This window comes from Salmonella sp. SAL03688 (genome assembly GCF_046551895.1).
GTDB lineage: Bacteria > Pseudomonadota > Gammaproteobacteria > Enterobacterales > Enterobacteriaceae > Salmonella > Salmonella enterica.
The window spans coordinates 59,725-85,916 of sequence record NZ_JBGDVI010000019.1 but is presented as its reverse complement, the minus strand read 5'-3'; the positions used below and the strand labels follow the sequence as shown (position 1 = coordinate 85,916).

Annotated in this window: 24 protein-coding genes and 1 pseudogene; 5 read left to right on the top strand and 20 right to left on the bottom strand. The window is 52.6% G+C overall.

Annotated features, from left to right (window positions below):
• Nucleotides 1–182: 182 nt before the first annotated feature.
• On the top strand, nt 183–1,916 hold the full coding sequence (argS, locus tag ACLJR2_RS18055) for an arginine--tRNA ligase (protein ID WP_001025363.1): 1,734 nt from the start codon (nt 183–185) through the stop codon (nt 1,914–1,916).
• A 188-nt stretch (nt 1,917–2,104) separates the two neighbouring features.
• On the top strand, nt 2,105–3,976 hold the full coding sequence (gene mrdA, locus ACLJR2_RS18050) for a penicillin-binding protein 2 (RefSeq protein WP_000142859.1): 1,872 nt from the start codon (nt 2,105–2,107) through the stop codon (nt 3,974–3,976).
• Nucleotides 3,977–4,029: 53 nt separating this feature from the next.
• On the opposite strand, the gene ACLJR2_RS18045 is transcribed toward mrdA, so the two are convergent.
• From ACLJR2_RS18045 to flhD, 15 genes are all read right to left on the bottom strand, one after another.
• The gene (locus ACLJR2_RS18045) at nt 4,030–5,169 is read right to left on the bottom strand and encodes a glycoside hydrolase family 105 protein (RefSeq protein WP_000989908.1); all 1,140 of its coding nucleotides are present in this window, start codon (nt 5,167–5,169) and stop codon (nt 4,030–4,032) included.
• Between the two features lie 236 nt (nt 5,170–5,405).
• Nucleotides 5,406–5,798 (bottom strand): flagellar protein FlhE, encoded by a 393-nt coding sequence (flhe, locus tag ACLJR2_RS18040; RefSeq protein ID WP_001233619.1) that lies wholly within the window; start codon nt 5,796–5,798, stop codon nt 5,406–5,408.
• Entirely contained in the window at nt 5,798–7,876 is a 2,079-nt protein-coding gene (gene flhA / locus ACLJR2_RS18035; protein WP_000002392.1) for a flagellar biosynthesis protein FlhA, read from the bottom strand. The genes flhe and flhA overlap by 1 nt, the downstream gene beginning before the upstream one ends.
• Nucleotides 7,869–9,020, bottom strand: coding sequence for a flagellar biosynthesis protein FlhB (gene flhB / locus ACLJR2_RS18030; RefSeq protein WP_000797081.1), 1,152 nt, complete (start codon nt 9,018–9,020; stop codon nt 7,869–7,871). Before flhB ends, flhA begins: the two co-directional genes overlap by 8 nt.
• Before the next feature lie 193 nt (nt 9,021–9,213).
• A complete protein-coding gene (gene cheZ / locus ACLJR2_RS18025) occupies nt 9,214–9,858 on the bottom strand; it encodes a protein phosphatase CheZ (RefSeq protein ID WP_000983586.1) in 645 nt (214 codons plus the stop codon).
• A gap of 10 nt (nt 9,859–9,868) precedes the next feature.
• Nucleotides 9,869–10,258, bottom strand: a complete 390-nt coding sequence (gene cheY / locus ACLJR2_RS18020) for a chemotaxis response regulator CheY (RefSeq protein ID WP_000763861.1) — start codon at nt 10,256–10,258, stop codon at nt 9,869–9,871.
• A 17-nt stretch (nt 10,259–10,275) separates the two neighbouring features.
• The gene (gene cheB, locus ACLJR2_RS18015; protein ID WP_000036392.1) at nt 10,276–11,325 is read right to left on the bottom strand and encodes a protein-glutamate methylesterase/protein glutamine deamidase; all 1,050 of its coding nucleotides are present in this window, start codon (nt 11,323–11,325) and stop codon (nt 10,276–10,278) included.
• Nucleotides 11,322–12,188, bottom strand: coding sequence for a protein-glutamate O-methyltransferase CheR (gene cheR / locus ACLJR2_RS18010; RefSeq protein WP_000204363.1), 867 nt, complete (start codon nt 12,186–12,188; stop codon nt 11,322–11,324). Before cheR ends, cheB begins: the two co-directional genes overlap by 4 nt.
• 153 nt (nt 12,189–12,341) lie before the next feature.
• Nucleotides 12,342–14,003: a methyl-accepting chemotaxis protein II gene (tar, locus tag ACLJR2_RS18005; protein ID WP_001534363.1), complete on the bottom strand. Its 1,662-nt coding sequence runs from the start codon at nt 14,001–14,003 to the stop codon at nt 12,342–12,344.
• A gap of 236 nt (nt 14,004–14,239) precedes the next feature.
• A complete protein-coding gene (cheW, locus tag ACLJR2_RS18000; RefSeq protein WP_000147295.1) occupies nt 14,240–14,743 on the bottom strand; it encodes a chemotaxis protein CheW in 504 nt (167 codons plus the stop codon).
• A gap of 20 nt (nt 14,744–14,763) precedes the next feature.
• Nucleotides 14,764–16,779 (bottom strand): chemotaxis protein CheA, encoded by a 2,016-nt coding sequence (cheA, locus tag ACLJR2_RS17995; protein ID WP_000061302.1) that lies wholly within the window; start codon nt 16,777–16,779, stop codon nt 14,764–14,766.
• 4 nt (nt 16,780–16,783) lie between these two features.
• Nucleotides 16,784–17,713, bottom strand: a complete 930-nt coding sequence (motB, locus tag ACLJR2_RS17990; protein WP_000795653.1) for a flagellar motor protein MotB — start codon at nt 17,711–17,713, stop codon at nt 16,784–16,786.
• The gene (gene motA / locus ACLJR2_RS17985; RefSeq protein ID WP_000906312.1) at nt 17,710–18,597 is read right to left on the bottom strand and encodes a flagellar motor stator protein MotA; all 888 of its coding nucleotides are present in this window, start codon (nt 18,595–18,597) and stop codon (nt 17,710–17,712) included. Before motA ends, motB begins: the two co-directional genes overlap by 4 nt.
• A 124-nt stretch (nt 18,598–18,721) precedes the next feature.
• Complete coding sequence (flhC, locus tag ACLJR2_RS17980; RefSeq protein WP_000605987.1) at nt 18,722–19,306, bottom strand: flagellar transcriptional regulator FlhC; 585 nt, start codon at nt 19,304–19,306, stop codon at nt 18,722–18,724.
• On the bottom strand, nt 19,303–19,644 hold the full coding sequence (gene flhD, locus ACLJR2_RS17975; protein WP_001518146.1) for a flagellar transcriptional regulator FlhD: 342 nt from the start codon (nt 19,642–19,644) through the stop codon (nt 19,303–19,305). Before flhD ends, flhC begins: the two co-directional genes overlap by 4 nt.
• A 682-nt stretch (nt 19,645–20,326) precedes the next feature.
• Here flhD and ACLJR2_RS17970 point away from each other — a divergent pair.
• Nucleotides 20,327–20,443, top strand: a complete 117-nt coding sequence (locus ACLJR2_RS17970) for a hypothetical protein (RefSeq protein WP_001617301.1) — start codon at nt 20,327–20,329, stop codon at nt 20,441–20,443.
• Complete coding sequence (gene uspC / locus ACLJR2_RS17965; RefSeq protein ID WP_000122606.1) at nt 20,440–20,868, top strand: universal stress protein UspC; 429 nt, start codon at nt 20,440–20,442, stop codon at nt 20,866–20,868. The genes ACLJR2_RS17970 and uspC overlap by 4 nt, the downstream gene beginning before the upstream one ends.
• 17 nt (nt 20,869–20,885) lie before the next feature.
• Here uspC and otsA read toward each other — a convergent pair whose 3' ends face one another.
• From otsA to ACLJR2_RS17945, 4 genes and pseudogenes are all read right to left on the bottom strand, one after another.
• The gene (gene otsA, locus ACLJR2_RS17960; RefSeq protein WP_000089042.1) at nt 20,886–22,307 is read right to left on the bottom strand and encodes an alpha,alpha-trehalose-phosphate synthase; all 1,422 of its coding nucleotides are present in this window, start codon (nt 22,305–22,307) and stop codon (nt 20,886–20,888) included.
• Nucleotides 22,282–23,085: a trehalose-phosphatase gene (gene otsB, locus ACLJR2_RS17955; RefSeq protein WP_000840114.1), complete on the bottom strand. Its 804-nt coding sequence runs from the start codon at nt 23,083–23,085 to the stop codon at nt 22,282–22,284. Before otsB ends, otsA begins: the two co-directional genes overlap by 26 nt.
• A 222-nt stretch (nt 23,086–23,307) precedes the next feature.
• A pseudogene (gene araH, locus ACLJR2_RS17950) lies at nt 23,308–23,490 on the bottom strand (L-arabinose ABC transporter permease AraH); the annotation flags it as partial.
• Between the two features lie 111 nt (nt 23,491–23,601).
• On the bottom strand, nt 23,602–24,159 hold the full coding sequence (locus ACLJR2_RS17945; protein ID WP_000754796.1) for a DJ-1/PfpI family protein: 558 nt from the start codon (nt 24,157–24,159) through the stop codon (nt 23,602–23,604).
• Nucleotides 24,160–24,709: 550 nt separating this feature from the next.
• Here ACLJR2_RS17945 and ACLJR2_RS17940 point away from each other — a divergent pair.
• A complete protein-coding gene (locus ACLJR2_RS17940) occupies nt 24,710–25,213 on the top strand; it encodes a non-heme ferritin-like protein (protein ID WP_000741707.1) in 504 nt (167 codons plus the stop codon).
• A 178-nt stretch (nt 25,214–25,391) separates the two neighbouring features.
• On the opposite strand, the gene ACLJR2_RS17935 is transcribed toward ACLJR2_RS17940, so the two are convergent.
• Nucleotides 25,392–26,030 carry an RpiB/LacA/LacB family sugar-phosphate isomerase gene (locus ACLJR2_RS17935; RefSeq protein WP_000684805.1) on the bottom strand — a complete coding sequence of 213 codons (639 nt, stop codon included), beginning with the start codon at nt 26,028–26,030 and terminating at the stop codon, nt 25,392–25,394.
• Nucleotides 26,031–26,192: the final 162 nt, after the last annotated feature.

The following is a 26,192-nucleotide window of genomic DNA, read 5'->3' as shown; positions in this document are numbered from 1 at the left end:
CAACCAACCTTTGATTTGGTTGGGCGTTTATTGAATGCTTATGCAGATTATTGTTGCGTATATTTCAGGCGACGCGCCGCGCGCGCAATGCTGACGCCAACGGGCATTTGCAGTATACTCCCGCCCTAATTCTTAAACTGGCGCGGGTAATACAGCCCGCTTCATAAACGTAAGGTATTCCGGTGAATATTCAGGCTCTTCTCTCAGAAAAAGTTAGTCAGGCCATGATTGCTGCAGGCGCGCCTGCAGATTGCGAGCCCCAGGTTCGTCAGTCAGCCAAAGTTCAGTTCGGCGACTATCAGGCCAACGGCATGATGGCAGTTGCGAAAAAACTGGGTATGGCCCCCCGACAACTTGCAGAGCAGGTGCTGACTCATCTGGATCTCAGCGGCATCGCCAGCAAGGTTGAAATCGCCGGCCCTGGCTTTATCAATATTTTCCTCGAACCGGCTTTTCTCGCTGAACAGGTGCAACAGGCGCTGGCCTCCGAACGTCTGGGCGTTTCTCAGCCGACTCGTCAGACGATTGTCGTCGACTACTCCGCGCCCAATGTCGCGAAAGAGATGCACGTTGGTCATCTACGCTCCACGATCATTGGCGATGCGGCAGTGCGCACGCTGGAGTTTCTGGGCCATCATGTTATTCGCGCTAACCACGTCGGCGACTGGGGCACCCAGTTCGGTATGCTTATCGCCTGGCTGGAAAAACAGCAGCAGGAAAACGCGGGCGACATGGCGCTGGCGGATCTCGAAGGATTCTACCGCGATGCGAAAAAGCATTATGACGAAGATGAAGCGTTTGCCGAGCGCGCGCGTAACTACGTCGTCAAATTGCAGAGCGGTGATGCCTATTTCCGTGAGATGTGGCGTAAGCTGGTTGATATCACGATGACGCAAAACCAGATCACCTATGATCGTCTGAACGTCACGCTGACGCGTGACGATGTGATGGGCGAAAGTCTGTATAATCCGATGCTGCCGGGCATCGTCGCCGATCTGAAAGCCAAAGGCCTGGCGGTTGAAAGCGAAGGCGCAACGGTGGTTTTCCTTGATGAGTTTAAAAACAAGGAAGGCGACCCGATGGGCGTCATTATTCAGAAGAAAGATGGCGGTTATCTGTATACCACTACCGATATCGCCTGCGCCAAATACCGTTACGAAACGCTGCACGCCGACCGCGTGCTCTACTACATTGACTCCCGTCAGCACCAGCACCTGATGCAAGCCTGGACCATTGTGCGCAAAGCCGGTTATGTACCGGATTCCGTTCCGCTGGAACACCACATGTTCGGCATGATGTTGGGTAAAGACGGTAAACCGTTTAAAACTCGCGCGGGCGGTACGGTGAAACTGGCGGACCTGCTGGATGAGGCGCTGGAGCGCGCGCGTCGTCTGGTGGCGGAGAAGAACCCGGATATGCCGGCTGACGAGCTGGAAAAACTGGCTAACGCCGTCGGTATTGGCGCGGTGAAATACGCCGATCTGTCAAAAAATCGCACCACTGACTATATCTTCGACTGGGATAATATGTTGGCTTTCGAAGGCAATACCGCTCCTTATATGCAGTATGCCTATACGCGTGTGCTGTCTGTTTTCCGTAAAGCGGACATCGACGAGCAGGCGCTGGCGAGCGCGCCGGTTATCATTAGCGAAGATCGCGAAGCGCAGCTCGCTGCCCGTTTGCTGCAGTTTGAAGAAACCCTGACGGTGGTCGCGCGTGAAGGTACGCCGCACGTCATGTGCGCGTATCTGTATGACGTCGCCGGGCTGTTCTCCGGCTTCTACGAGCACTGCCCTATTCTCAGCGCCGAGAATGACGCGGTTCGCAATAGCCGCCTAAAACTGGCGCAACTGACGGCGAAGACGCTGAAACTGGGTCTGGATACGTTGGGTATCGAAACCGTAGAACGCATGTAAATGCGCCGTCGTTAACATCATCAGGCCTGACTCCGGATAACGGACTCAGGCCTTTTTATTGCCACAGCGGTATATCTGTAACAAATCACAAGGAATGACACATTTCTATAGAGAGATGGAACATCTTTTACCTGTGCTGGCGCTGACCGCCCCGTATCATTAGGCGGCGGATTGTTCAGGTACAGGTAATGACTTTTAAAGACTTTGATGCGGAAGAGAAACTCTTCCTGAGACGTGTGATTGTGGCGTTTGGTGTAGTGGTTGTCTGCTTTGGTATCCTGATCTTCAACCTCTATAACTTGCAAATCCGCCAGCACCACTACTACACCACCCGTTCGAATGAGAACGATATCAAGATGCTACCCGTCGCGCCCACGCGCGGCATCATTTACGATCGCAACGGCATTCCGCTGGTGCGTAACGTAACCTGGTATGATATCGCGGTTACGCCCTATAAAATTGCCGATATGGATGCGCTGCTAAAACAGCTCACCCCTATTGTTGATCTCTCCCCCGATGATATCGCCGACTTTCGCCATGCGCTAAAATCCAGTAGCCGCTATCGTCCGGTGGTGCTCAAAAACGCGCTAACGGATGTTGAAATCGCACGCTTTGCGGTCAATCAGTTTCATTTCAACGGCGTCACGATCAATAGCTATCAGGATCGGCAGTATCCTTACGGCGCGGAGCTGGCGCATGTTCTCGGTTACGTGTCAAAGATAAACGATAACGACCTTAAAGCGCTGGATAAAAAAGGGCTGGCAGAGAATTACGCGGCGGACCATAACATCGGTAAACAGGGGATTGAGCGTTACTACGAAAACGATCTTCATGGCAAAACCGGTTATCAGGAGGTCGAGGTGGATAATCACGGGCGTATTGTCCGCCTGCTGAAAGACGTTCCTCCCATCGCGGGTAAGAACATTCACCTGACGCTGGATCTCCATTTACAAGAGTACATTGAAAGTTTGCTGGCCGGGCAGCGTGCTGCCGTACTGGTTGAAGATCCGCACGATGGTTCAGTGCTGGCGATGGTATCTATGCCCAGCTACGACCCGAACCCCTTTGTAAAAGGCATTAGCTATCAGGATTACGGCAAACTGCTGCACGATAAAAATCTGCCGCTGATCAACCGCGTGACGCAAGGGCTTTATCCTCCGGCGTCAACGGTTAAACCCTATATGGCGATGTCCGCGCTGTTAAGCGGGATTATTACGCCGCAAACCACCTTCTTTGGCGCGCCAACCTGGACGCTTCCCGGCACGCAGCGGCATTACCGGGACTGGAAAAAAACCGGACACGGTATGCTGGATGTCACTAAAGCGATTGAGGAATCTGCGGATACCTTTTTCTATCAGGTCGCTTATATGATGGGTATTGACCGTATCGACACGATGTTGTCTCAGTTCGGCTATGGCAAACCGACGGGCATCGACCTTAATGAAGAGTATGACGGGCTGCTTCCCAGCCGCGCATGGAAACAGCGGGTCCATAAAAAAGCCTGGTATCAGGGCGATACCATCTCTGTCGGCATCGGCCAGGGCTACTGGATTGCCACCCCCATCCAGATGGTAAAAGCGATGGTGGCGCTCATCAACAACGGTAAGGTGATTGCCCCTCACCTGTTACTCAATGAAGAGAGCGGCAAAACGGTGGTTCCGTATCGTCCTTCAGGAACACCGGCACAGATAGCCGATCCGGCGTCGCCATACTGGGGACTGGTGCGTCAGGCGATGTATGGCATGGCGAATGCACCCAACGGAACGGGCTATAAGTTCTTTCACACCGCGCCCTACGGCATTGCGGCCAAAAGCGGCACGTCGCAGGTGTTTAGCCTGAAAGAAAATCAGACCTACAACGCGAAAATGATCCCTATTCGCCTGCGCGATCATGTGTTTTATACCGCTTTTGCACCGTATAAAAACCCTAAGGTCGCTATTGCCTTGATTCTGGAAAACGGCGGAAGCGACGGCGTTACCGCCGCGCCCATCATGCGAAAAATCCTTGACCACCTGTTTGATCCACAGGCTGATACCACACAGTCGGGTCAGGCGCCATAGTCAAATAAGCAAAGCGCCATCAGACAAGGATACGACCGGAATATCCGCATACATCAGAAATAGTTACGCAGATATTCCGTCAAACACAGCATAGCCATCGCCTGCCCGTAAGGCATAGAGGTCAACGGAATATGACGGTAAAAATCGAGATCGTGGCCCATGCCAGTGCCAAATGACGTTTGCAGCAGTTCACCTTCCGGCGAGATATGTTTCACTATCCCCCGAATAGCTTTTTCCGCCACCTGCGCATAGTGCCGTTCGACATAACGTTTGCGCACCGCTTTAAGAATACCGTAGGCAAAACCCGCCGTCGCCGACGCCTCAAGATAAGAGTGCGGATCGTCAAGCAGCGTATGCCACAAACCGCTTTCATCCTGACATTTCGCCAGCGCGGCGATCTGCGCATTCAGTACCTGGACCAGATAACGGCGCACGGCATTATTTTCCGGCAAGTCCAGCAGTTCAAGAAAATCCGGGATCACAATGGTCAGCCAGCTGTTGCCGCGCGCCCAGCGAGCGTTAGCGAAGTTATGATGACCGTCATAGCTCCAGCCGTGGAACCACAGCCCCGTCTCTTTATCCATCAAATTCTGCACGTGCAGCAGGAACTGATAGGTTGCCTCTTCCACATATTCCGGCCGGTTCAACAGTTTACCGATTTTCGCCAGCGGCAGCACCGTCATCATTAGCGTGTCGTCCCACATCTGCTGATGATTTTCCTCCGCCAGCGTGATGTGCTGCATTCCGCCGTGATCGGTACGGGGCATTTCATTCATCGCCCATTCGGCCCACGTTTCCAGCCACGGTAAATACGCTGGATTACGCGTCTCTTCATAGCGATACGCCAGCGTTAAAAACGGCGCCATCGTATTAACGTTTTTCGTCGTCGCGCCTTCCGCAAAACGATCGGCAAACCAGTCATCAATGATCTTACGCATCGTCTGGTCGCCGGTCTGTTGGTAATAGTGATACATTCCGTACAGGCCCACGCCGTGCGTCCACTCCCATCCGGCCCAGCCTTTAGTATCGATCACGCGTCCGTCGTCCAGTCGCAATAAAAATTCGCCTGTCTCATCTTTAATATTGACCAGGTTATGCGTCACCTTTTGCACCAGGGCTTTTAGTTCATCTCTGGCGATAAAATGCTCAGGCTGACGCAATAGCGGACTGTGTTTGACTGGATAAACCATCATTTGCTTAACCTCTGTGTAATGTCGAATTCAGTGCTGCGTGCAGTTTTACCGCCGACGCAGTCGATTCGCTACAGTAAAAGCTAAGCTGGGCGGAAACCTTTTTGTTTCTGCCATTACCAGAGCGTAAATGGCAAAAACGCAAAGAGTCCGGCAACCTACCTCACCATTTTATAAAACAGCGTTTCTATTTATTCAAAAAGAGAGTCAGGTCTGCTACCTGGCAAAGAAAGGGGCGGTTAGCGGTAGTTCACAATCACCTGATTGCTCCGCACTTTTAACGCCGGGATAAGTCGGCCGCCGCCGGGGACTTCCCAGACAAAGCGGAGCGGCTCGACTGCGGGAACATGAGCAAAACCGTGGGTCGTGCCACTCTGACCATCAAGTTCTACGCAACGGGACTGGGAACATAAACGTACCCGTAATCCTGCGGGGGTCGGGCCATTCAGTTCATAACGCCAGGCGACCAGCGTCATCACACCGGAAACCGGCTGACGCGCCGACAATGGCGAAGACGATGCGGAAACACCCCGGTAATTTAAGGTTACACCCATACCGCTATCCTGCCACGCGCCTTCGCCTGCGGCCTGAACCGTCAGGGGAAAGAGCAACAACGCCAGCCATTTACGCATTATTTTCCTCCAATGGTCGCCGTCATGCGGATATGACGGTTATCGGAAAGCTCAAGGTTCGACAACACCACCAGCTGCGGTAAACTGCGCCGCAAAAAGCGGGACAATAATGGACGTAGCGCATGGTTAACCAGTAATACCGGCGGCGCGCCAAGCATTTCCTGGCGAGAAAGCGCCTCTTGCGTCTGCGCCAGCAGGCGATCCGCCAACCCAGGCTCAAGACCGCCGCCGCCCTGCAATGCCTGAAGCAGCAAACGCTCCAGCGCGGTATCCAGGCCAATCACCTGCACTTCTTCATTACCGGGGAACCACTGTTGCGTAATCGCTCGTCCTAATGCCACGCGTACCACGGCGGTTAATTCATGCGGATCGCTTTGTAACGGCGCATGTTCCGCCAGCGTTTCCAGAATGGTGCGCATATCGCGAATCGGGACTTTTTCCGCCAGTAAGTTTTGCAGGACTTTGTGTAAAGTCGTGAGGGTCACGACGCCGGGGACCAGATCTTCCGTGAGTTTAGGCATCTCCTGAGAGACACGATCCAACAGTTGCTGCGCTTCCTGGCGGCCAAACAGTTCGGCGGAGAATTGGCCAATCAAGTGGTTAAGGTGCGTCGCCACAACGGTACTGGCTTCAACAACGGTAAAGCCCTGAATTTGCGCCTGCTCTTTCAGGGCGCTTTCAATCCAGATGGCATCAAGGCCAAAAGCTGGATCGACGGTTTTCTCGCCCGGTAGCGTTCCCGCCGCCGTGCCGGGGTTAATAGCCAGCCAACGTCCCGGATAGGCGTCCCCGCTGCCAATCTCTACCCCTTTCATCAAAATACGGTAGCGCGCAGGCTGTAAATCCATATTGTCGCGAATGTGGACCACCGGCGGCAGGAACCCCATATCCTGCGCGAATTTTTTACGAATACTGCGAATACGTCCGAGCAATTCGCCATCCTGTTGAAAATCCACCATCGGGATCAGGCGGTAACCCACTTCCATTCCCAGTGAATCCTCAAGCTGTACGTCATTCCAGGTGGCTTCGACCACCGAGTTATTTTCCGGCATTTTTACCGGCTGCGGCTCCTCTGGCGCTTTTTCTTCACGCCCGCGCAGCCACCATGCCAGGCCGAGCAAAGCGGCGGTAAAAAGTAAAAATACCAGGTTAGGCATTCCTGGCACCATGCCAAGCAGCCCCAGCACCGCCGCTGCCAGCAGCATCACCCTTGGATTACTGAACAGTTGGCCAACCATCTGCTCGCCTACATCCTGATCGGTACTGACGCGGGTCACAATGACGCCCGCCGCCGTGGAGATAACCAGCGCCGGGATCTGGGCGACCAGGCCGTCGCCAATGGTCAGCAGGGTGTAGCTTTCCGCCGCGCTGCCCATGCTCATTCCGTGCTGCAATACGCCGACCAGCAGCCCGCCGACCACGTTAATGACCATGATGAGAATACCGGCGATGGCGTCGCCGCGCACAAATTTACTTGCCCCGTCCATCGAGCCGTAGAAGTCGGCTTCCTGAGTGACTTCCGAACGCCGTTTTTTGGCCTCGTCTTCACCAATCAGACCGGCATTAAGATCGGCGTCAATCGCCATTTGCTTACCGGGCATACCGTCCAGCACAAAGCGCGCGCCGACTTCGGCAATACGTCCGGCGCCTTTGGTGATGACCATGAAGTTGATAATGACGAGGATGATAAAAACCACAATCCCGATCGCGAAGTTACCGCCGACCAGGAAATGACCGAACGCCTCCACCACCTTTCCCGCCGCCGCCGCGCCGGTATGCCCTTCCATCAAAATAATGCGCGTTGAGGCTACGTTAAGCGCCAGACGCAGTAGCGTGGTAAACAGCAGGATGGTCGGAAACGCGGCAAAATCCAGAGTGCGCTGGGTAAACATCGCCACCAGCAGCACCATAATTGATAGCGCAATATTAAAGGTAAACAATAAGTCGAGGATAAAAGCAGGTAGCGGCAGCACCATCATCGACAAAATCAGCAGAATGAGGATCGGCCCGGCAAGAATTTGCCATTGCGTCGATTTCAGGTTGCTGGGCAGGCGCAGCATCGCGACCAGATTAGCCATCAGTATTCTTCTCGTTCATAAAATCCAGCGCTTCTGGCACCGGAAGGTTCTCAGGTTGTGGAGGACGTTGCCCGCCCGCAAGCCGCCAGCGTTTAAGCTGCCAGACCCAGGCCAACACTTCCGCAACGGCAGCATATAACTGCCCGGGAATTTGCTGACCAATTTCGGCGTGGCGATATAGTGCCCGCGCCAGCGGCGGCGCTTCTAAAGTGGGAACCCGATGTTCAGCGCCGATCTCGCGAATGCGCAGCGCTATTAATCCAGCCCCCTTCGCGACCACTTTCGGCGCGCTCATTTTGTTTTCGTCATACTGCAGCGCCACGGAATAGTGCGTCGGGTTAGTGACAATGACGTCCGCTTTCGGCACATCTTCCATCATGCGGCGCTGCGCGGCGGCGCGTTGCATCTGGCGAATTTTGCCCTTAACATGCGGATCGCCTTCGCTCTCTTTAAATTCGTCGCGAATGTCCTGCCGCGACATGCGTAATTTTTTCAGGTGGCTAAAGATCTGGAAAAACACGTCAAATCCCACCATCGGAATCACGCCCAGTACCACCAGTAACGCGCAGAGTCCAACCAGATCCAGCGCATTCCCCATTGCGACGATCGGCGACTCCGCCATCAGGCGCATCATTTGTGGCCAGTGATGCCAGAGATAAAAGCCGGTAACGCAGCCGACCAGCGTGGATTTCAACACCGCTTTTAGCAGTTCCGCGCCGGTCTGCGCCGAAAACATGCGCTTAATTCCCGGCAGCGGGTTTAATTTAGAAAATTTTGGCTGTAGCGACTTACCGCTAAAAATCAGGCCGCCAAGCATAACCGGCGAGATAAGCGCCACCAGCACCACGCCCGCGATGAGCGGTAGCAGTGCCATCATCGCCGCTTTAATCAGCAAAATTATCTGCCCCAGGATCAGGTTAGGATCGTTTACCATACGGTGATCGAAGTGCAGGCCTGCTGAGAGCATTCCCGCCAGCTGCCGCGCTAACGACTCGCCGCCGAACCAAATAATACAAACGCCCACCAGCAATATCAGCAGTGAGGTCAGTTCTCTGGAACGGGGGATCTGCCCTTCTTCCCGCGCTTTTTCAAGTCGGTGGGGTGTGGGGGCTTCTGTTTTGTCGTCGTCGCTCTCTTCTGCCACGCAGCAAACCCTGGATAGATTGATAAGCGAGAATGATGCCAGAACCGCTTTACGCCAATGGGCAGAGTAAGCGGTAAAAAAGGCGGGGTTTATGGCGTTAATAGAGATAGCCGGATACGATAAGAAAGTCTCGTATCCGGCCGGGTTGACGGATTCGGACCCGATAAGCGCCGCGCCATCAGGTCAAAAAAGCTTAAAAGCCAAGACTGTCCAGCAGGTCGTCCACCTGATCCTGACTGGCGACGACGCCAGCTTTCGAGGTATCCACCTGCGGGCCGTTGAGCAAGCTTTCGTTCTCGCGTTTTGGTCGCGCGCTCTGTTCCGGGATGTTTTCCAGCAGCACCATTAACAACTGGCGCTCAATCTCCTGAATCACGTCCATCATGCGTTTGATCACCTGACCCGTCAGATCCTGGAAATCCTGCGCCATCATGATGTCCAGCAGTTGCGCGTTAGTAAAACTAGTATGGCCCGGGACATCCCTGAGAAACTGGCGCGTATCCGTCACCAGTTCACGGGCGTCGGAAAGCTCGATCGGATTGTCAAACCACTCGTCCCAACGTTGGGTTAGCGCTTTCGCCTCTTTTTCCATCGCATCCTGATGCGGCTGCGAAGCTTCGACACTGTTTAGCGCGCGTTCCGCCGCCTGCGCCGTCATCTGGACGACGTAATCCAGACGGTCGCGCGCATCAGGGATCGCCTCCGCCGCTTCGGCAATCGCCTGGTCCAGCCCCAGTTCACGCAGGCTGTCGCGCAGCATTCGGGTCAGACTACCGATGCGCGCAATGATGTCTCCTGCTGAGCCTTCATCAGCAGGCTTGATAGATGGTTGCATCATCATCGCATCCTCACATGCCCAGTTTCTCAAAGATTTTGTTGAGCTTCTCTTCCAGAGTCGCTGCGGTGAACGGTTTTACGACATAACCGCTGGCGCCAGCCTGTGCGGCGGCGATAATATTCTCTTTCTTGGCTTCCGCCGTGACCATCAACACGGGTAACGCCGACATGGCGCTATCGGCGCGAATGGTTTTCAGCAGCTCCAGGCCATCCATATTCGGCATGTTCCAGTCGGAGATAATAAAACCAAAGCCGCCCGCCTGGAGCTTGTTCAGCGCATCGACGCCGTCTTCGGCCTCTTCCACATTGTTAAATCCAAGCTCTTTTAAGAGGTTGCGCACGATACGACGCATGGTCGAAAAGTCATCCACAACCAAAAATTTAAGCTCTTTATCCGCCATAAAATACTACTCCTGGTTCAAATACGTATCGCCTGTCCGGCACTGATTTTCGCCAGCATCTGCTGGCTTACCTGGCTAAGATCGACCACTTCGCTTACGCCACCCATATTGATGGCCTCGCGCGGCATGCCGAACACCACACAACTTGCTTCGTTTTGCGCAATGGTCCAGGCGCCAGCCTGGTACATCGCTAACATTCCAGCGGCGCCATCGTTGCCCATCCCCGTAAGAATGACGCCTACGGCGTTGCGCCCCGCGTGTTTCGCCACCGAATGAAACAGCACATCCACGGAAGGCCGATGTCGGTTTACCGGCGGGCCATCATGAATTTTGATTTGATAATTCGCCCCGCTACGCGCCAGCTCCATATGCTTGTCGCCGGGCGCAATGTAGGCATGACCTGGCAATACGCGTTCGCCGTCCTCCGCCTCCTTCACGCTGATTTGACAGAGTTTATTCAGACGCTCGGCAAACGAGCGGGTAAAGCCAGGCGGCATATGCTGCGTAATAATCACTGCCGGACTGGAAAGCGGCAGCGGTTGCAGCACATGTCGGATAGCTTCAGTACCGCCCGTTGAAGCGCCGATAGCAATCAGTTTTTCCGAACTGAGCAGCGGACCGGCTTTTAAGGTTGTCGGGGCCGCCATCGGTTTATGTGCGGCGATGCGGGCCCGCGCGGCGGTACGCACTTTTTCGGCGATCATCTCGCTATACGCCAGCATACCTTCACGAATGCCAAGCTGCGGTTTAGTGACAAAATCGATGGCCCCCAACTCCAGCGCCCGTAGCGTCACTTCGGAACCTTTCCCGGTCAGCGAAGAGACCATCACCACCGGCATCGGTCGCAGGCGCATCAGTTTTTCCAGAAAATCGAGGCCGTCCATACGCGGCATCTCAACGTCCAGGGTCAATACGTCCGGATTAAATTTTTTGATGAGATCCCTGGCGACCAACGGGTCCGGCGCAGTCGCCACCATCTCCATATCGCTATGGCTATTAATAATTTCAGTCATGATTTGGCGCATTAGCGCGGAATCATCAACTGACAATACCCTGATTTTACTCATGCTTTATCCTTACTTAGCGCATACACCGTCTGTCCGCGCAGGCTAAACTCGCGCACGAGGTTGCTAAAGTTTTCTGAGTGACCGGCAAACAACAGTCCGTCAGGTTTAAGGAGTGGAACAAAACGGCGCAGAATGTCCTCCTGAGTCGTTTTATCAAAATAGATCATGACGTTACGGCAAAAAATCGCGTCAAAGGGACCGGGTACGTTGTACTGCTTTTCCAACAAATTAACGGAGGAAAATTCAACATAACTGGCCAGTTCCTGACGCACGCGCACCAGTCCTTCATGCGGCCCCGTACCGCGCATGAAGTAACGTTGTAGCTGCTGCGGCGATAACGTTTTCAGTTCGCTGAGGCGATAAATACCGCTTCTCGCTTTTTCCAGCACTTCAGTATCAATATCGCTGGCGAATACTTTCCAGCGACCGGGGGCCATCCCCAACGCATCCGCCAGCGTAATGGCGATACTGTAAGGTTCTTCTCCTGTCGATGCCGCCGCACTCCAGACGCGGTACTCGCCGTGGCGGCGACGCGCATGTTCCGCAAGGATGGGAAAATGGTGCGCCTCGCGAAAAAAAGCGGTCAGGTTGGTAGTCAGAGCGTTGATAAAAGCCTGCCACTCAGCGCTGTTTTGATTAGCCTCCAGCATACTGAGATAACGGCCAAAATCATCCAGTCCCAGGGCACGCAGCCGACGGACCAGGCGGTTATAAACCATATCCCGCTTATGGTCAGCCAGCACGATCCCTGCACGCTGGTAGATTAATTGACATATCCGACGAAAATGCGCGTCGGACAGCGCGAGGCGCTGTGTCATCTGTAACAATACTGACGTTTGCCCGGAGGGCAGAGATGATGTCATAGCGCCTTCTTAATCACATTCAAAGTACAACGGGCGCGCCCTGCGGCAGCGCCATGCTTCCCGTATTACACATTTTTTGCTTTTATCTATGCGAACCAGACGAAAGGGATCGGCGGGTTCGCAAATTAATCGAGAACCGACAGCGCACGTCGATCAGAAGGTTTCCCAGTTCGCATCATCCCCGGCGGCTAAGGGCCGCGGCGTATTGCCGGACTGAGCGTCCGCTGATAAACGCATCTCAGGTTTATTTACCGCCAGCGGTCGCGATGCCAGGCGGAAAGCCGATACCGCCTGGGTCAGACGGCTGGCCTGCTCTTCCAGCGCGGCGGCGGCCGCTGCGGATTCCTGAACCAGCGAGGCGTTCTGTTGCGTTACGCGATCCATTTCGGAAACGGCCAAAGCGACCTGATCGATACCCCGGCTTTGCTCATCCGAGGCGGAGGTGATTTCGCCCATGATATCCGTGACGCGCGTAACGGCATTGACGATGTCAGTCATGGTTTCCCCGGCGCTTTCCACCAGCACTGAACCGGTATCGACACGCGAGACGGAATCTTCAATCAACGCTTTTATTTCTTTCGCCGCCTGGGCGCTGCGGCTGGCCAGATTACGCACCTCGCCTGCCACGACCGCAAAACCGCGCCCCTGCTCTCCCGCGCGCGCCGCTTCTACCGCCGCGTTCAGCGCCAGAATGTTAGTCTGGAAGGCAATACCGTCGATAACGCTGATAATGTCAGCGATTTTTTTCGAACTGTCGGCAATTTCGTGCATAGTGTTTACTACGCCGTCGACCACTTTGCCGCCATGACGCGCGGTCTCGGAGGCGCTTTGCGCCAGTTGCGAAGCCTGACGGGCATTATCGGCGTTTTGCTTCACGGTGGCCGTCAGTTGTTCCATGCTGGCCGCCGTCTCCTCCAGAGCGGAGGCTTGTTGTTCGGTACGGGAAGAGAGGTCGGTATTACCGGCGGCAATTTCACTGGTGCCGGAATAAATCGCATCCGAACCTTCACGAACCTGCGTCACGGTGTCAATCAGCGAGCGTTGCATATGTTCAACCGTTCCCGCCAGTTCGCCAATTTCATTACGTCCTGAGACGGTGAGCGTTTTCGTCAGATCGCCGCTGGCAATTTCACGGATATGAGTAATCACTCGCGCTAATGGGTTAAGCAAGGCATGACGAATGCCGAACCAAACCACCATCAAAATCAGCACCAGCACGACCGCAAGCCCCCCCAGTTGCCATTGCGCAAAACGGTAGTCATGAGCGCTTTGATCAAATGTCTGGCGGTACAGGTTTTCGCTCACCCGGGCGTAATTGCCCAGCGCCTCGCCCAACGCGTTTTGCATTCCCTGGGTTGGCTGGGCGAAGTAGGCATCCATATTGCCATTGTCCAGAAACTGAATAAGTTCGGCTAATGCGGCCTGATAGCGCTGATATTTTTCATCGACGTTCGCGCTGGCCTCCGCCATCGCTGGCAATGGCGTCATGTTTTTGAAATTGGCGTAGTGCGCCGCCGCCTGTGCGAGGGTCGTTTTTGCATTCTGGAGTAAATCCGTTTTGGCGCTGCTCTGCTGGTTAGAAGCGTCCATCATCATGCGTGCGGCGGAGCGGCTCAGGTTAATGCGCGTTTGCAGCATTAAGTCCCATGTCGACGTGAGTTCGCTTTGTTGCTGACGTAATTCGTTAGAAATAACAAAACCTTGCTGGTTATGCTGTAGTGAAGAAAACAGCAAACCACCGGAAACAAGCTGTAGCAGTGCGAAAACCCCCAGCACCATCATCAGCATTGTGACAACGCGGATACGGTTAAACATAAGGCACCTTCCTGATAACGAGTTATCAACGTTATCGGCACCTGCGGTGATAACTTTACTTTTGCAAAAAGGAAATACGCTGTTCCGGAAGACGATATTGACAATAACAGTGTCGCAGCGGCGATATCGGCGCAAAATGCAGGGGCTGGGCGCGGGCGATGAACAGGCACTCTCACCGCTGGCGGAAGCATAACGGTGAATATTGCCGGATGGCGCGACGCCATCCGGCAACGTTATTACGCGACGTGTGATGCTGCGATATCCAGCAGCGCCATCTCTTCGCTGTTAAGCAGTTTTTCGATATTCACCAGAATCAGCATACGCTCGCCGAGCGCGCCCAATCCCGTCAAATATTCTGTTGACAAGGTCACGGCAAATTCTGGCGCCGGACGGATCTGTTCCGCCGTTAACGACAGTACGTCAGACACGCCGTCTACCACTATCCCGACGACACGTTGCCCCAGATTCAGTACGATCACTACCGTATTGTCATCATACTCAACGTCGCCTTCGCAGAATTTCACGCGCAGATCGACAATGGGTACAATCACGCCGCGCAGGTTAGTCACCCCTTTTATAAAGGCCGGTGTATTGGCGATGCGCGTCACCTGGTCATAGCCACGGATCTCCTGCACTTTCAGGATATCGATGCCGTACTCTTCATTTCCCAGTGTAAACACCAGGAATTCCTGACCTGACGGCTCGCCGGCCAGTTTGCTTACATTACTCATACCGGTCATATTATTCCCTTCTCACTCAATCAGGCGGCTGTGATCGCCATACGTTGTTCGCGGTTTAAACCCTGCAATGCGGAAACATCAACAATCAGCGCGACGCTGCCGTCGCCCAGGATCGTCGCGGCGGAAATCCCCGGTACCTTGCGATAATTGCTTTCCAGATTTTTGACCACCACCTGGTGCTGACCGATGAGCTGATCGACCAGCAGCGCGTAACGGCGTCCCGCGCTTTGCAGGATCACAACAATGCCCTGCGTGGCTTCGGTTTTCGCCCCGTCCACGTCAAACACTTTCCACAATTCGACCAGCGGCAAATACTCGCCGCGAACTTCCAGAACCCGTTCGCCGCCCGCCAGCGGATGAAGATCCTCTTCACGCGGTTGCAGCGACTCCATCACCGCATTCAACGGCAGGATAAAAACTTCCCCCGCCACGCGAACCGACATCCCATCGAGGATGGCCAGCGTCAGCGGCAGCAGAATACGAATCGTGGTGCCGGAGCCTTGTTTTGACTGGATCTCAACGTGACCGCCCATCTCCTGAATGTTACGTTTCACTACATCCATGCCAACGCCGCGACCGGAGACATCCGTGACCTGTTCCGCAGTTGAGAATCCCGGCGCGAAGATCAACATGCCTACTTCATCGTCGGTCATGTTTTCATTCACCGCCATCCCCTGCGACATGGCCTTCGCCAGGATACGCTCACGGTTAAGCCCCGCGCCGTCATCGGTCACTTCAATACAAATATTCCCGCCCTGATGTTCTGCGGAAAGGATCAGATTGCCGACAACATTTTTCCCCGCCTCAAGGCGTTTTTCCGGCATTTCAATCCCGTGGTCGAGACTGTTGCGCACCAGGTGCGTCAGCGGGTCGATAATGCGTTCGATCAGGCTTTTATCAAGTTCAGTGGAGCTCCCCACCAGCGTCAGCTCTACCTGCTTGCCCAGTTTGCCTGCTAAATCGCGTACCAGACGCGGGAAACGGCTGAAGACGTACTCCATAGGCATCATACGAATCGACATCACCGACTCTTGTAAGTCGCGGGCGTTACGTTGTAACTGACCCATACTGGTAATGAGATCGCCGTGGTTTACCGGGTCCAGCTCGTTAGAACGCTGGGCCAACATTGACTGGGTAATCACTAACTCGCCGACCAGGTTTATGAGCTGATCCACTTTCTCTACCGCCACGCGAATGCTGGTGGACTCGCGTTCACGCGCAGGTTTTTCGCGCCCCGCATGATGTTCATGGGCCGCGCTTTTGGCGGCTGGCGCAACAACTGCCGGAGGCGCTACCGGTGCTACCTCGGTTTTCTCTTGCGCTTTTTCAACCGGCGCGGCGACCACTTTTTCAAAAGCGATCTGATCGGCCTCAATGACAAAACAGAGCACCGCGACAATGTCATCTTCCGCGACGCTGCCATCCAGAGTTGCCGACAGTGAATCCGCCCCCTTAACGACATCCGTCAGAGTAGCCAGATTGCCCAACTCTTCTTCAAGCAGATCGACCTCATTGGCTTTCAACCGTGAAAGTACAATGCGCAGTTTACTCTCGTCACGAGGCGATTCGGTTTCGGCTACGCTCTCTTCCTGGATCGCCGCGCTTAGTGCCGCGGTTTCTACGACCGCCGGCGTGGTTTCGCCTTTCGCCTCCAGCGCCAACTGGCGTAGCGCATTGCAGATATATTCGAAGCTTGCGGCATCCGGCTCTTCGGAGTTTTTATAGGCGTCGAGCTGTTCCTGCATAATATCTTTCGTTTCCAAAAACAGGTTGATAATGTCGGTATTGAGCTGCATTTCACCGCGTCGGGCTTCATCCAGCAGGTTTTCCATTAAATGCGTGGTTTCCTGCAGAATAGTGAAGCCGAATGTGCCCGCGCCGCCTTTAATGGAGTGCGCCGCGCGAAAAATGGCGTTCAGTTGTTCAGCGTCCGGGGATTCCGGCACCAAATCCAGCAGATGCTGCTCCATATCAGCCAACAGCTCGTCAGCTTCATCAAAAAATGTCTGATAAAAATCGCTAATATCCATGCTCACGCTATCACCTCGGTTCCGCTTTTGGCGATGTGGGTACGCTTGCCGGCGGGGCTGCCGCAGGCTGTTGTAATACACTTACCGGCTCATTCTGGCTTTCAGCGTTTTCATGCAAAATGGCCTGTTCCGCCTGTTTGTTTAACACCAGCAGGCTTATACGGCGGTTGATGGCGTCATCAGGACCGCGATCGCTCAGCCGCATCGTGGCGGCCATGCCAACCACCCGTAATACTTTTCCGTTATCCAGCCCGCCAGCGACCAGTTCGCGACGCGAGGCATTGGCGCGATCGGCGGATAACTCCCAGTTGCTATAGCCTTTTTCGCCGTTCGCATAGGGAAAGTCATCGGTATGGCCGGCCAGGCTAATGCGATTAGGTATACCGTTTAATACTGGCGCAATCGCACGCAGGATATCGCGCATATACGGCTCAACTTCGGCGCTGCCGGTTTTAAACATCGGGCGGTTCTGGCTGTCGATAATCTGGATGCGCAACCCCTCCTGAACCAAATCAATTTTCAGATGCGGACGTAACGCGCGCAGTTTGGGATCGGATTCGATCAGTTGATCCAGATCGCCACGTAGTTTGTTTAAGCGACTCTGCTCCATCCGTTTTTTCAGCTCGTCGATATTCGGCTGCTTTTCCACTTCACCCTGCTGTTGGGTGTAATCATCGCCGCCGCCTGGTATCGGGCTCTCGCTATTGGCAATCCGATTTCCCCCCGTTACCGCGGTGGCCAACGGCGTACGAAAATATTCGGCAATCTGAATTAATTCTTTAGGGCTGGAGATGGAAATCAGCCACATCACCAGAAAAAAAGCCATCATCGCCGTCATAAAATCGGCGTAGGCAATTTTCCAGGAACCGTGCGCCCCGCCGCCGTGCGGTTTGTGCCTGCGGCGTTTTACGACGACAATGGGATGAGCCTGATTTTTCATGCTTCCTCAGTCGTCTGCTGCTGGTTTGGGTTTCTCACTGCGCGAACGTGTTCTTCCAACTCAATAAATGATGGACGCTCACTGGAATAAAGCGTTTTACGTCCAAATTCCACGGCAATCGGCGGCGCATAGCCGTTCAGATTAGACAGCAGTGTAATTTTTACGCACTGCATCATCTTGGTGGTTTCGGCGCTCTTCTGGCGCAAAACGGTCGCTAACGGTGAAATGAATCCATAAGCCAGTAAAATACCGAGGAACGTACCTACCATGGCATGGGCAATCAGCGCCCCCAACTCCGCTGCCGGACGATCGGCTGAAGCCAGAGCGTGAACCACCCCCATTACCGCCGCGACGATACCAAAGGCAGGCAGCGAATCCCCCACCATCGCCAGACTGTTGGCCGGGACTTCCGCCTCGCTTTCATGGGTTTCAATCTCTTCATCCATCAACGCTTCAATTTCGAACGTATTCATGTTGCCGCTGATGATCAGGCGCAGATAATCGACAATAAAATCAAGCATTACCGCATCGGCCAGAATACGCGGATAACTGGCGAAGATTTCACTCTCTTTCGGATTTTCAATATCGCGTTCAAGGGAGAACATCCCCTGCTGGCGTGATTTGGCCATCAGGCGATAGAGCAACGCCAGCAAATCCATGTACATAGATTTTGTGTATTTCGAACGACGAAATAACAACGGGATCGCTTTCATCGTGCCTTTGATGGCCTTCCCGTTGTTGCCGACAATGAACGCCCCTATCCCCGCGCCGCCAATGATGACCAGTTCAGCAGGTTGATAGAGTGCCCCAAGGTGTCCGCCGGTCATGACATAACCGCCGAAAACTGTACCGATAACCACCAGGTAACCTAATAAGATAAGCACGACATCATCCTTCCGCTGTTGACTATGACAGGATGCGCAGTCGGGCGATTAACGCGAAGGCAAGGCAAAAAAAAGCAGCGGTAATGACTTACCGCTGCTGGAGTGTTTGTCCACACCGTTTCGGTTAAACAGCCTGTTCGATCTGTTCATCCAGCAGTTGTGGAATAATATCGGCAGCATCTCGGGAAAGTTTACGTCTTTTTACTGCGCGGGATGGCGGCTGGCATAAACTACACGCAAAGCTGCCTACGGGCTGATGCGCATGGGTAATAAAGTTCCCACCGCAGCAGTTACAGCTCGACAATTCAAGCAACCCACTTTCAACAAAACGCACCAGCGTCCATGCGCGAGTCAGCGCCAACAACGGCCCTTCAGGCGGTTGCGGACACTGCTCAAGATAAAGCCGATAAGCTTTAATCACCGCATCCACACCGCTGCATAAGCCGGTCTTCAGTAAAAATTGCCAGGCGTTGCAGAACATGGAGGCATGAATATTTTGCTCCCAGGTCATAAACCAGTCTGTCGAAAATGGCAGCATCCCTTTAGGCGGCGGGCTACCGCGTAATTCTTTGTACAGCCTGATGAGGCGACCACGGCTGAGCTGTGTTTCGCTTTCCAGCATTTGTAGACGAGCGCCAAGATTAATCAACTCCATCGCCAACTGGATATCGCGAGCTTCCTGAACAATGCTTTTTTCACTCATTATCATGCCCTTTTCTTACGCGCCGTATCGTCCACTTCATTGAGCAGACGCGTTGAAAGCATGATACCTGTGTGAATCTGCTGTAAGTCATCGACGCGCGAATCCTGAGTCAAACGGGTGATCGTCTGATGATCGTCAAACCGGAAATGACAAACTAACTGGTTCGTCTCCGCCAGTTTGACCATCTGCGGTAGGGTCAACGCGCCCAGTGTGTTTGCCATCTCTTCGTTGATACCGAGGCGGAACATCGCAGATGCTTTGTCCTGGACGATCAAACGCTGTGCAAGGAGTAAATATGACAAATTGATGTCATAAATGTGTTTTAGCAACTCGGATGTATGCATTGTTCCCATCCAGAATAACCAACTTTATTTTTGTGCGACGTAGCCGCACCCCGTGATGTCGCCGGGAAGGCCCGGTAAAAGAAGCAAAAAGGTCAAATGCATAGCAGCGCTCAGACATTGTGGACATTGTGACGTATAACGCAGCTTCCCACTGAGATTCGCCTTACACGTTTACATCAATTTTTACAAATGCCTAAGATTTTTCCTAATTCGACGCAACTCTACTCGTCAGCTTCGTGACATACAACGGAGCGGGACGGCGATTTTAGAAAATATGTGATGTAGATCACATATTTTAACGGAATACTTACGATAAAACCATCAGCATGGCTTTTACTTTGTTTAATTAATAACCTAATGTTCACTTTTTCTATTCCACACTGCTGAATAGGGGTACGTCAACACCAAATTCTTTTTTGTTTCTCTCTGTTAAAATAACGCCAGGATAATAGATAACAGGCTATTATTTCTATTTTAGAAACGATTTTATTTTACCTTTAGTAAACAGTGGCTTAAATATTAAACGTTATTAATTAATCTCGTCACAGCATACGCCCTCCGCTGTTAAAAATAAGCTCATTTGATTTAACTTTTAGCTTTCATTGTTCACCCGTTTAAATGAAGCATCCTGGTGGTGTGTAAAAAGTGTCTTATGCCACGATTCTTTACATAAGAATAATTAATGATTAATTATGATGTCCTTCACATTAATGTGGCATTAGCGCATTGCAGAAATGCGATAAACAGAGTAAAGCTAAAGCACAATCTCATATTCTTGCAATCAAGGAGCGAGTTATGAGCTACACCCATATTCTTGTCGCCGTTGCCGTCACCCCGGAAAGTCACCAGCTACTGGCTAAAGCGGTCTCTATCGCCCGCCCTGTCCAGGCGAAAGTAAGCCTGATTACTCTCGCTTCCGATCCTGAACTGTATAACCAGTTCGCCGCGCCCATGATGGAGGATTTACGCGCGGTTATGCATGAGGAAACCGAGAATTTTCTTAAGATGCTGGGGGAAAAGGCGGATTATCCGATTGAACAAACTTTCATCGCATCAGGTGAGTTAAGCCAGCATATTTTGGCTGTGTGCCGCAAACACCATGTTGATCTGGTCATTTGCGGCAACCATAACCACAGTTTCTTTTCGCGCGCATCCTGCTCGGCAAAAAGTGTCGTCAGCGCCAGCCAGGTAGATGTGTTGTTGGTACCGTTAGCGGGCGACTAGTCGCCGCTCGCGATATTTCAGGCCAGCTTAGGGAACGTTGCCACGTTGTTCTGCTGCTGACGCTCAGGGCTACGCGGCGTGACCTCCTTTAGGTCATGAATAAAACGCTCCTGCCAGCGGTTAATGTCATTTTTAACGATCACGTCCAGCATTTCCGCATGGCGCGAAATACGCTCGGCAAGGGGCATCGTTAACGCGCGATTGAGCGCCGCCGCCACGTCATCCCGATCGTAAGGATTGACGATTAACGCCGACGTCAGTTCATTCGCCGCGCCGGCAAACTGTGACAATACCAATACGCCAGGATTAGCGGGGTCCTGCGCGGCGACAAACTCTTTCGCCACCAGGTTCATCCCGTCACGCAACGGGGTGACGAGCCCGACGTCTGAATAACGGAATATCTTCATTAACAGTTTACGGTCGAAATGCTGATTCAGATAATAGAGCGGCGTCCAGCCCAATTGTCCATATTTCCCATTAATCCGGCCTGCTTCCGTCTCAAGCTGGTGGCGAATATCCTGATATGCCTGTACTTCGCCGCGTGACGTAGGCGCAATTTGGGTATAACGAATTTTTCCCCGATGCTGCGGGTAGTTTTCCAGTAGCGCTTCATACGCCAGAAAACGTTCCGGCAGCCCTTTCGAATAATCCAGCCGCTCAACGGAAAAAATATTCTTCACATTTTTCAGTTCCGCCTTGAGCTGCGCCAGTTTAGGCGGCAACGGCCCGGCAGCCTGCAGAGCAATCTCATCGGGCTCAATACCGATGGGATACACTTCTGTCTGGAAGTCTTTACCCCACGCGATATGCTGCTTGCCGCTGCGAGTCGTGACTCGCGTTTGACTCGAAAGGCTATCCAGAAAAGCCAGGCGATCATTTTCGGTCTGGAACCCTAGCAGATCAAAGTCACACAACTGCTCCAGCAGTTCATCATGCGGCGGTAAAGCGTTAAAAATCTCCGGGGTCGGGAATGGAATATGCAGGAAAAAACCAATTCGGTTGTTCACGCCGCGTTTACGCAGCTCGCTGGCGAACGGTAACAGGTGGTAGTCATGCACCCAAATGATGTCGTTCTCTTTAATGAGGGGCAATAACTTATCCGCTAATAACGCATTCACCCGCATATAGCCTTCCCATGCAGGACGCTGAAACTGTACCAGGTCCAGACGATAGTGGAACGCAGGCCAGAGAACCGCATTGGAAAATTGACAGTAATAATCTTCGTAATCTTGTTCACTCAGGTTAAACGATGCCCAGGTAATATTACCTTTTGTCACCTTTTTTAATGGCTCATCCTCGTTACCTGTCTCGCCACTCCAGCCGAACCACAACCCGCCAGCCGCTTTTAGCGCGCCAAGCACGCCAACGGCGAGGCCGCCGGCGCCGCCTTTATTATCCGGGGGGGCAATTCGATTAGATACTACGACTAAACGACTCATAGCCATCTCTCCTGTTATTCATTACTTGTTGTTCTTGTTGTGGATAATTGATTTGCTCCAGCCAGCGCCAGACATCGGGTACGCTTTCCAGCCGCCATGCCGCCTGGGTTGCCCCGACGCCCACTTTTACGGAAATTCCGCCAGCGTGATTCACCACGCCAAAGCCAGCCTCATCGGTCAAATCGTCGCCCACAAAAACGGGAATCCGTCCCGCAAAGGGCGCCTCCTGCATAAAGGCGGCAATCGCTTCGCCTTTATTAGTTCCCTTAGGTTTGATTTCCACAACACATTTACCAGGCTGCAACGCCAGTTGCGGCCAGTGCTGCGTAACGTGTTGCGCAAGCGCCAACAGCGCCGCTTCATGTTCCGGAGCCTGACGGTAGTGCAGCGCAAACGCCATCCCCTTCGTCTCCAGCTCCGTTCCGGGCAGCGCTACAAGCGTCGAACGTAATAACGCCTCCACCTCACGGACTACCGCTTCAGGAAGGCGCACGATATGGGTTTTACCATTGATGTCACGACGCTCTGCCCCGTGAACGCCAGCGAGCGGAAAGCGAAAAGGCTTCGCCAAAGCATCCAGCTCAGTCATTGAACGCCCTGAAATCAATGCCAGTGCCCCTGCGTTGTGCGCCGCGAGACGGTCTAACAACTGAAGGATTTTATGCGGTACCACTACCTGATCGGGATGAGGCTTTATCTCTGCCAATGTGCCATCAAGGTCAAAAAAATACGCATAGTTCGCAGTGAGTTCGGGGGATACGGTTAACGGTTCTGCCACCCTGGTCTCCTCCTTATCATCATATTGAGACTCACAAACGGTCTCATTAGTCATGTAAGTATAGACAGTGTGACGCTGCTCGCCATTTAGAAAGACCATCGCCAGCCGGGGTAGCGGCTGGCGATGACGTGAAGCTATACTGTTTAGTTGAGTGTTAATTCATCAAATCATACGCTTCGCTTTTTACTTATAATGGTCGAAGATAACTGTTGTCAGAAGGATTCAGCCGCGAACCACGTACTGTGCAAAAGGTGAAATGTTGAGCAGGTTCATCGCGTTCTCCACCGTTCCTGATATCAGTACGCTCGCCACCACATATGAGATTTTTCCGAGGCCGCCTCTCAGGAAAACGCCCCCTAAGACACACGCAGAAATAACGATTAACTCATAACCCAGGGAATTCATTGACCAGCATGACATAACCCAGAGCGAATTCATCAGCCAAAAGGCAGAAAAGCCAGCACATTAATCCATAACATCAGCCAGCTAATCCTTATGGCCCTGGGTGAATAACGATTACCAGGGATAATAGATATGTTCAGCCTGTTCGCGAACCGGCGCATCGTCTCCCAGCAGTCTGGCGGAAAGGGTTAGCGCGAAATCAAAGACATGACCCAAGCCTTTGCCGCTAATTAAATTACCATCTTCAACAACGGGCGCATCCACATAGACACCTTCTGGAACCGCTTTCCACAGGTCGCCGGAACAGACATAACGACGCCCCTTCAGCAATCCGTGAGCACCCAGCACCCTTGCCGCCGCGGAACAGATAGGACAAATAAATTTGCCTGCCGCATCATGACGCGCAACGAAAGCGATCACCGCCGGATTAGCCGCCAGATTAGCGCTCCCCTGCGGACCGCCCGGCAGCACTACCGCATCGAAAAGCGCCTGCTGGCGTTCACTCAGCGTACTGTCCGCAACCATAGGAATATCATGGTAACTCACCACCGCCCGTGATTCAGCACACGCCAGCGTTTCGACATCGATATGCAAACGTCGCAGAATATCAAGAGTAACAATGGCCTCTGCTTCTTCAAATCCTGGCGCCAACAGCACCGCGACCTTTTTCATTGACTGCTCCTTGTTAACGAGTCACCCATCAAAACTGCGCTCAACCAAATAACGTGCTCGTATGATTAATGACATTAAAAATGATCTACCGCAGAATCGGCTAGTTTATAAAAACAGGCATATTTGCTCTCAACCGTTTATGCGTGTGATATCCAGACTGGCTAATGTTTATTTTATTGAAATTACCATACTTGAAAGGCTTAACCCATGATCTGAAACAACGTTTCATAAATTACAAATCTATATAATATCATTTAACTTTCAAATGGTTGTAACTGCTCCACACCAAAAATCATTACACCTGAAAAAATCACACCGCTAAAAATGTAAAAAAAGATAAACAATTGCATTTAAGGATTTTCTTATTTTTATTGACGCGCTATTCTCATTACCGATCGATAAACAGGAAATGAGATCGCATAAGGGACTGGCGGAACGGAGTTCTTCTGCTAAGAGTATTTATTGTGCATAGAGGTAAGAATGTGACAACGGCCCGTTGCATTCTCGTCTGTCATGCACATCAACACTTTCTGGAAATAAGGATATTGTTATGGCAGCTGTAGGAATGGTTCAAAAGCTCAACACGCCAATGAACCTTGAGTTTTACGCATCAAATCTTTACCTCCATCTAAGCGAATGGTGTTCTGAACACAGTTTAACAGGCACCGCCACCTTTCTTCGTACCCAGGCGCAAGGCAACGTGACGCAAATGATGCGCATGTTTAATTTTATGAAAAACGCCGGCGCCACCCCTATCGTTAAAGCCATTGACGTTCCGGGTGAAGAGCTCTGCTCTCTGGAAGAATTGTTCCAGAAAACCCTGGAGGATTATCAGCAACGCGCCAGCACGCTGTCGCGTCTGGCAGATGAAGCGAAAGCGCTGAATGATGCCTCAACGCTCGATTTTCTCCATACCCTGGAAAAAGAGCAGCAGCAGGATGGCGTACTTTTACAAACTATTCTCGAAGAAGTTCGCAGCGCTAAACGAGCAGGGTTATGCCTGGCGCAAACCGATCAGCATCTCCTTAACGTCGTGACCTATCAGCATCACTGATAGCGGCACCCCGAGCGACAATATTGAGACGTTATTAGCCGGATAGCAACGCGAAGCAGCTTATCCGGCCTACACCGTTTCTGATCTGTTTGCCAGAGGTGGTGCCTGTCGCTACTGGCGTATTATCGGCACATCATGCCAGCCGACAGGCGCGAAACGTCTCTGTCTTGTCCACGCATTACCTCAGCATCTCACGTACAAACGCTTCTATTTCTTTATTCTGGCCGTTTTCAAACAAACATTGCTGGAAACGCGGCCCTGAAACCGCCGTTTTAACCAGTTCAGGATCGATAGCCCGTAGTGTATCCAGATAATTCTCTTTGACGACCGCGGCCTTAACCTGGTTCAAAATGCCCGCATTGCGTACCTGCGGCGCTTTGCGCTCAGGCGGATACCCCTCGCCTTTACGCCCGGTAAACGCTTTTTCAAAGATGAAACGCACGTTCAGCTCAGCGCCCCAGCCAAAGCCTTTCGCAAATGGCAGGGACAACGCATTGCCGTTGTTGATCTGCGCAAACAGAAAAGCATCTGCCGGATCGATGCAATAGCCACAAATGACACCTGGATGAATATTTAACGACATCAGCGCGCCCTGCCCGGTGCCACAGCCAGTAACCACAAAATCAACCGCGTTTGCATTAAGCAAAATACTCGCCATGATGCCTAAATGAATGTACGTCAGGTGATGGTCATTTTCGTCGCACATGCCGACGTTAAAAACGGGAAATCCCTTTTCATTGGCGACGGCGCTAAGTTCGTTATAAATGATGGCATTTTTGCTGGCCTGGCTATTTTCCATCATCAGTGCAATTTTCATCGTGTTCCTCCTGAATGCAAACGGTCGCGTCTGCGTAAATCATGACGTTTTGCCCACACTACACAATTAAGAACACGCATTCAAATTTAATGAAACTAAGTTTCATTAAATGAAGAGACGCTCACACATTTTCTGTTCCCGCTGTAAACCTCCTGCCGTTAC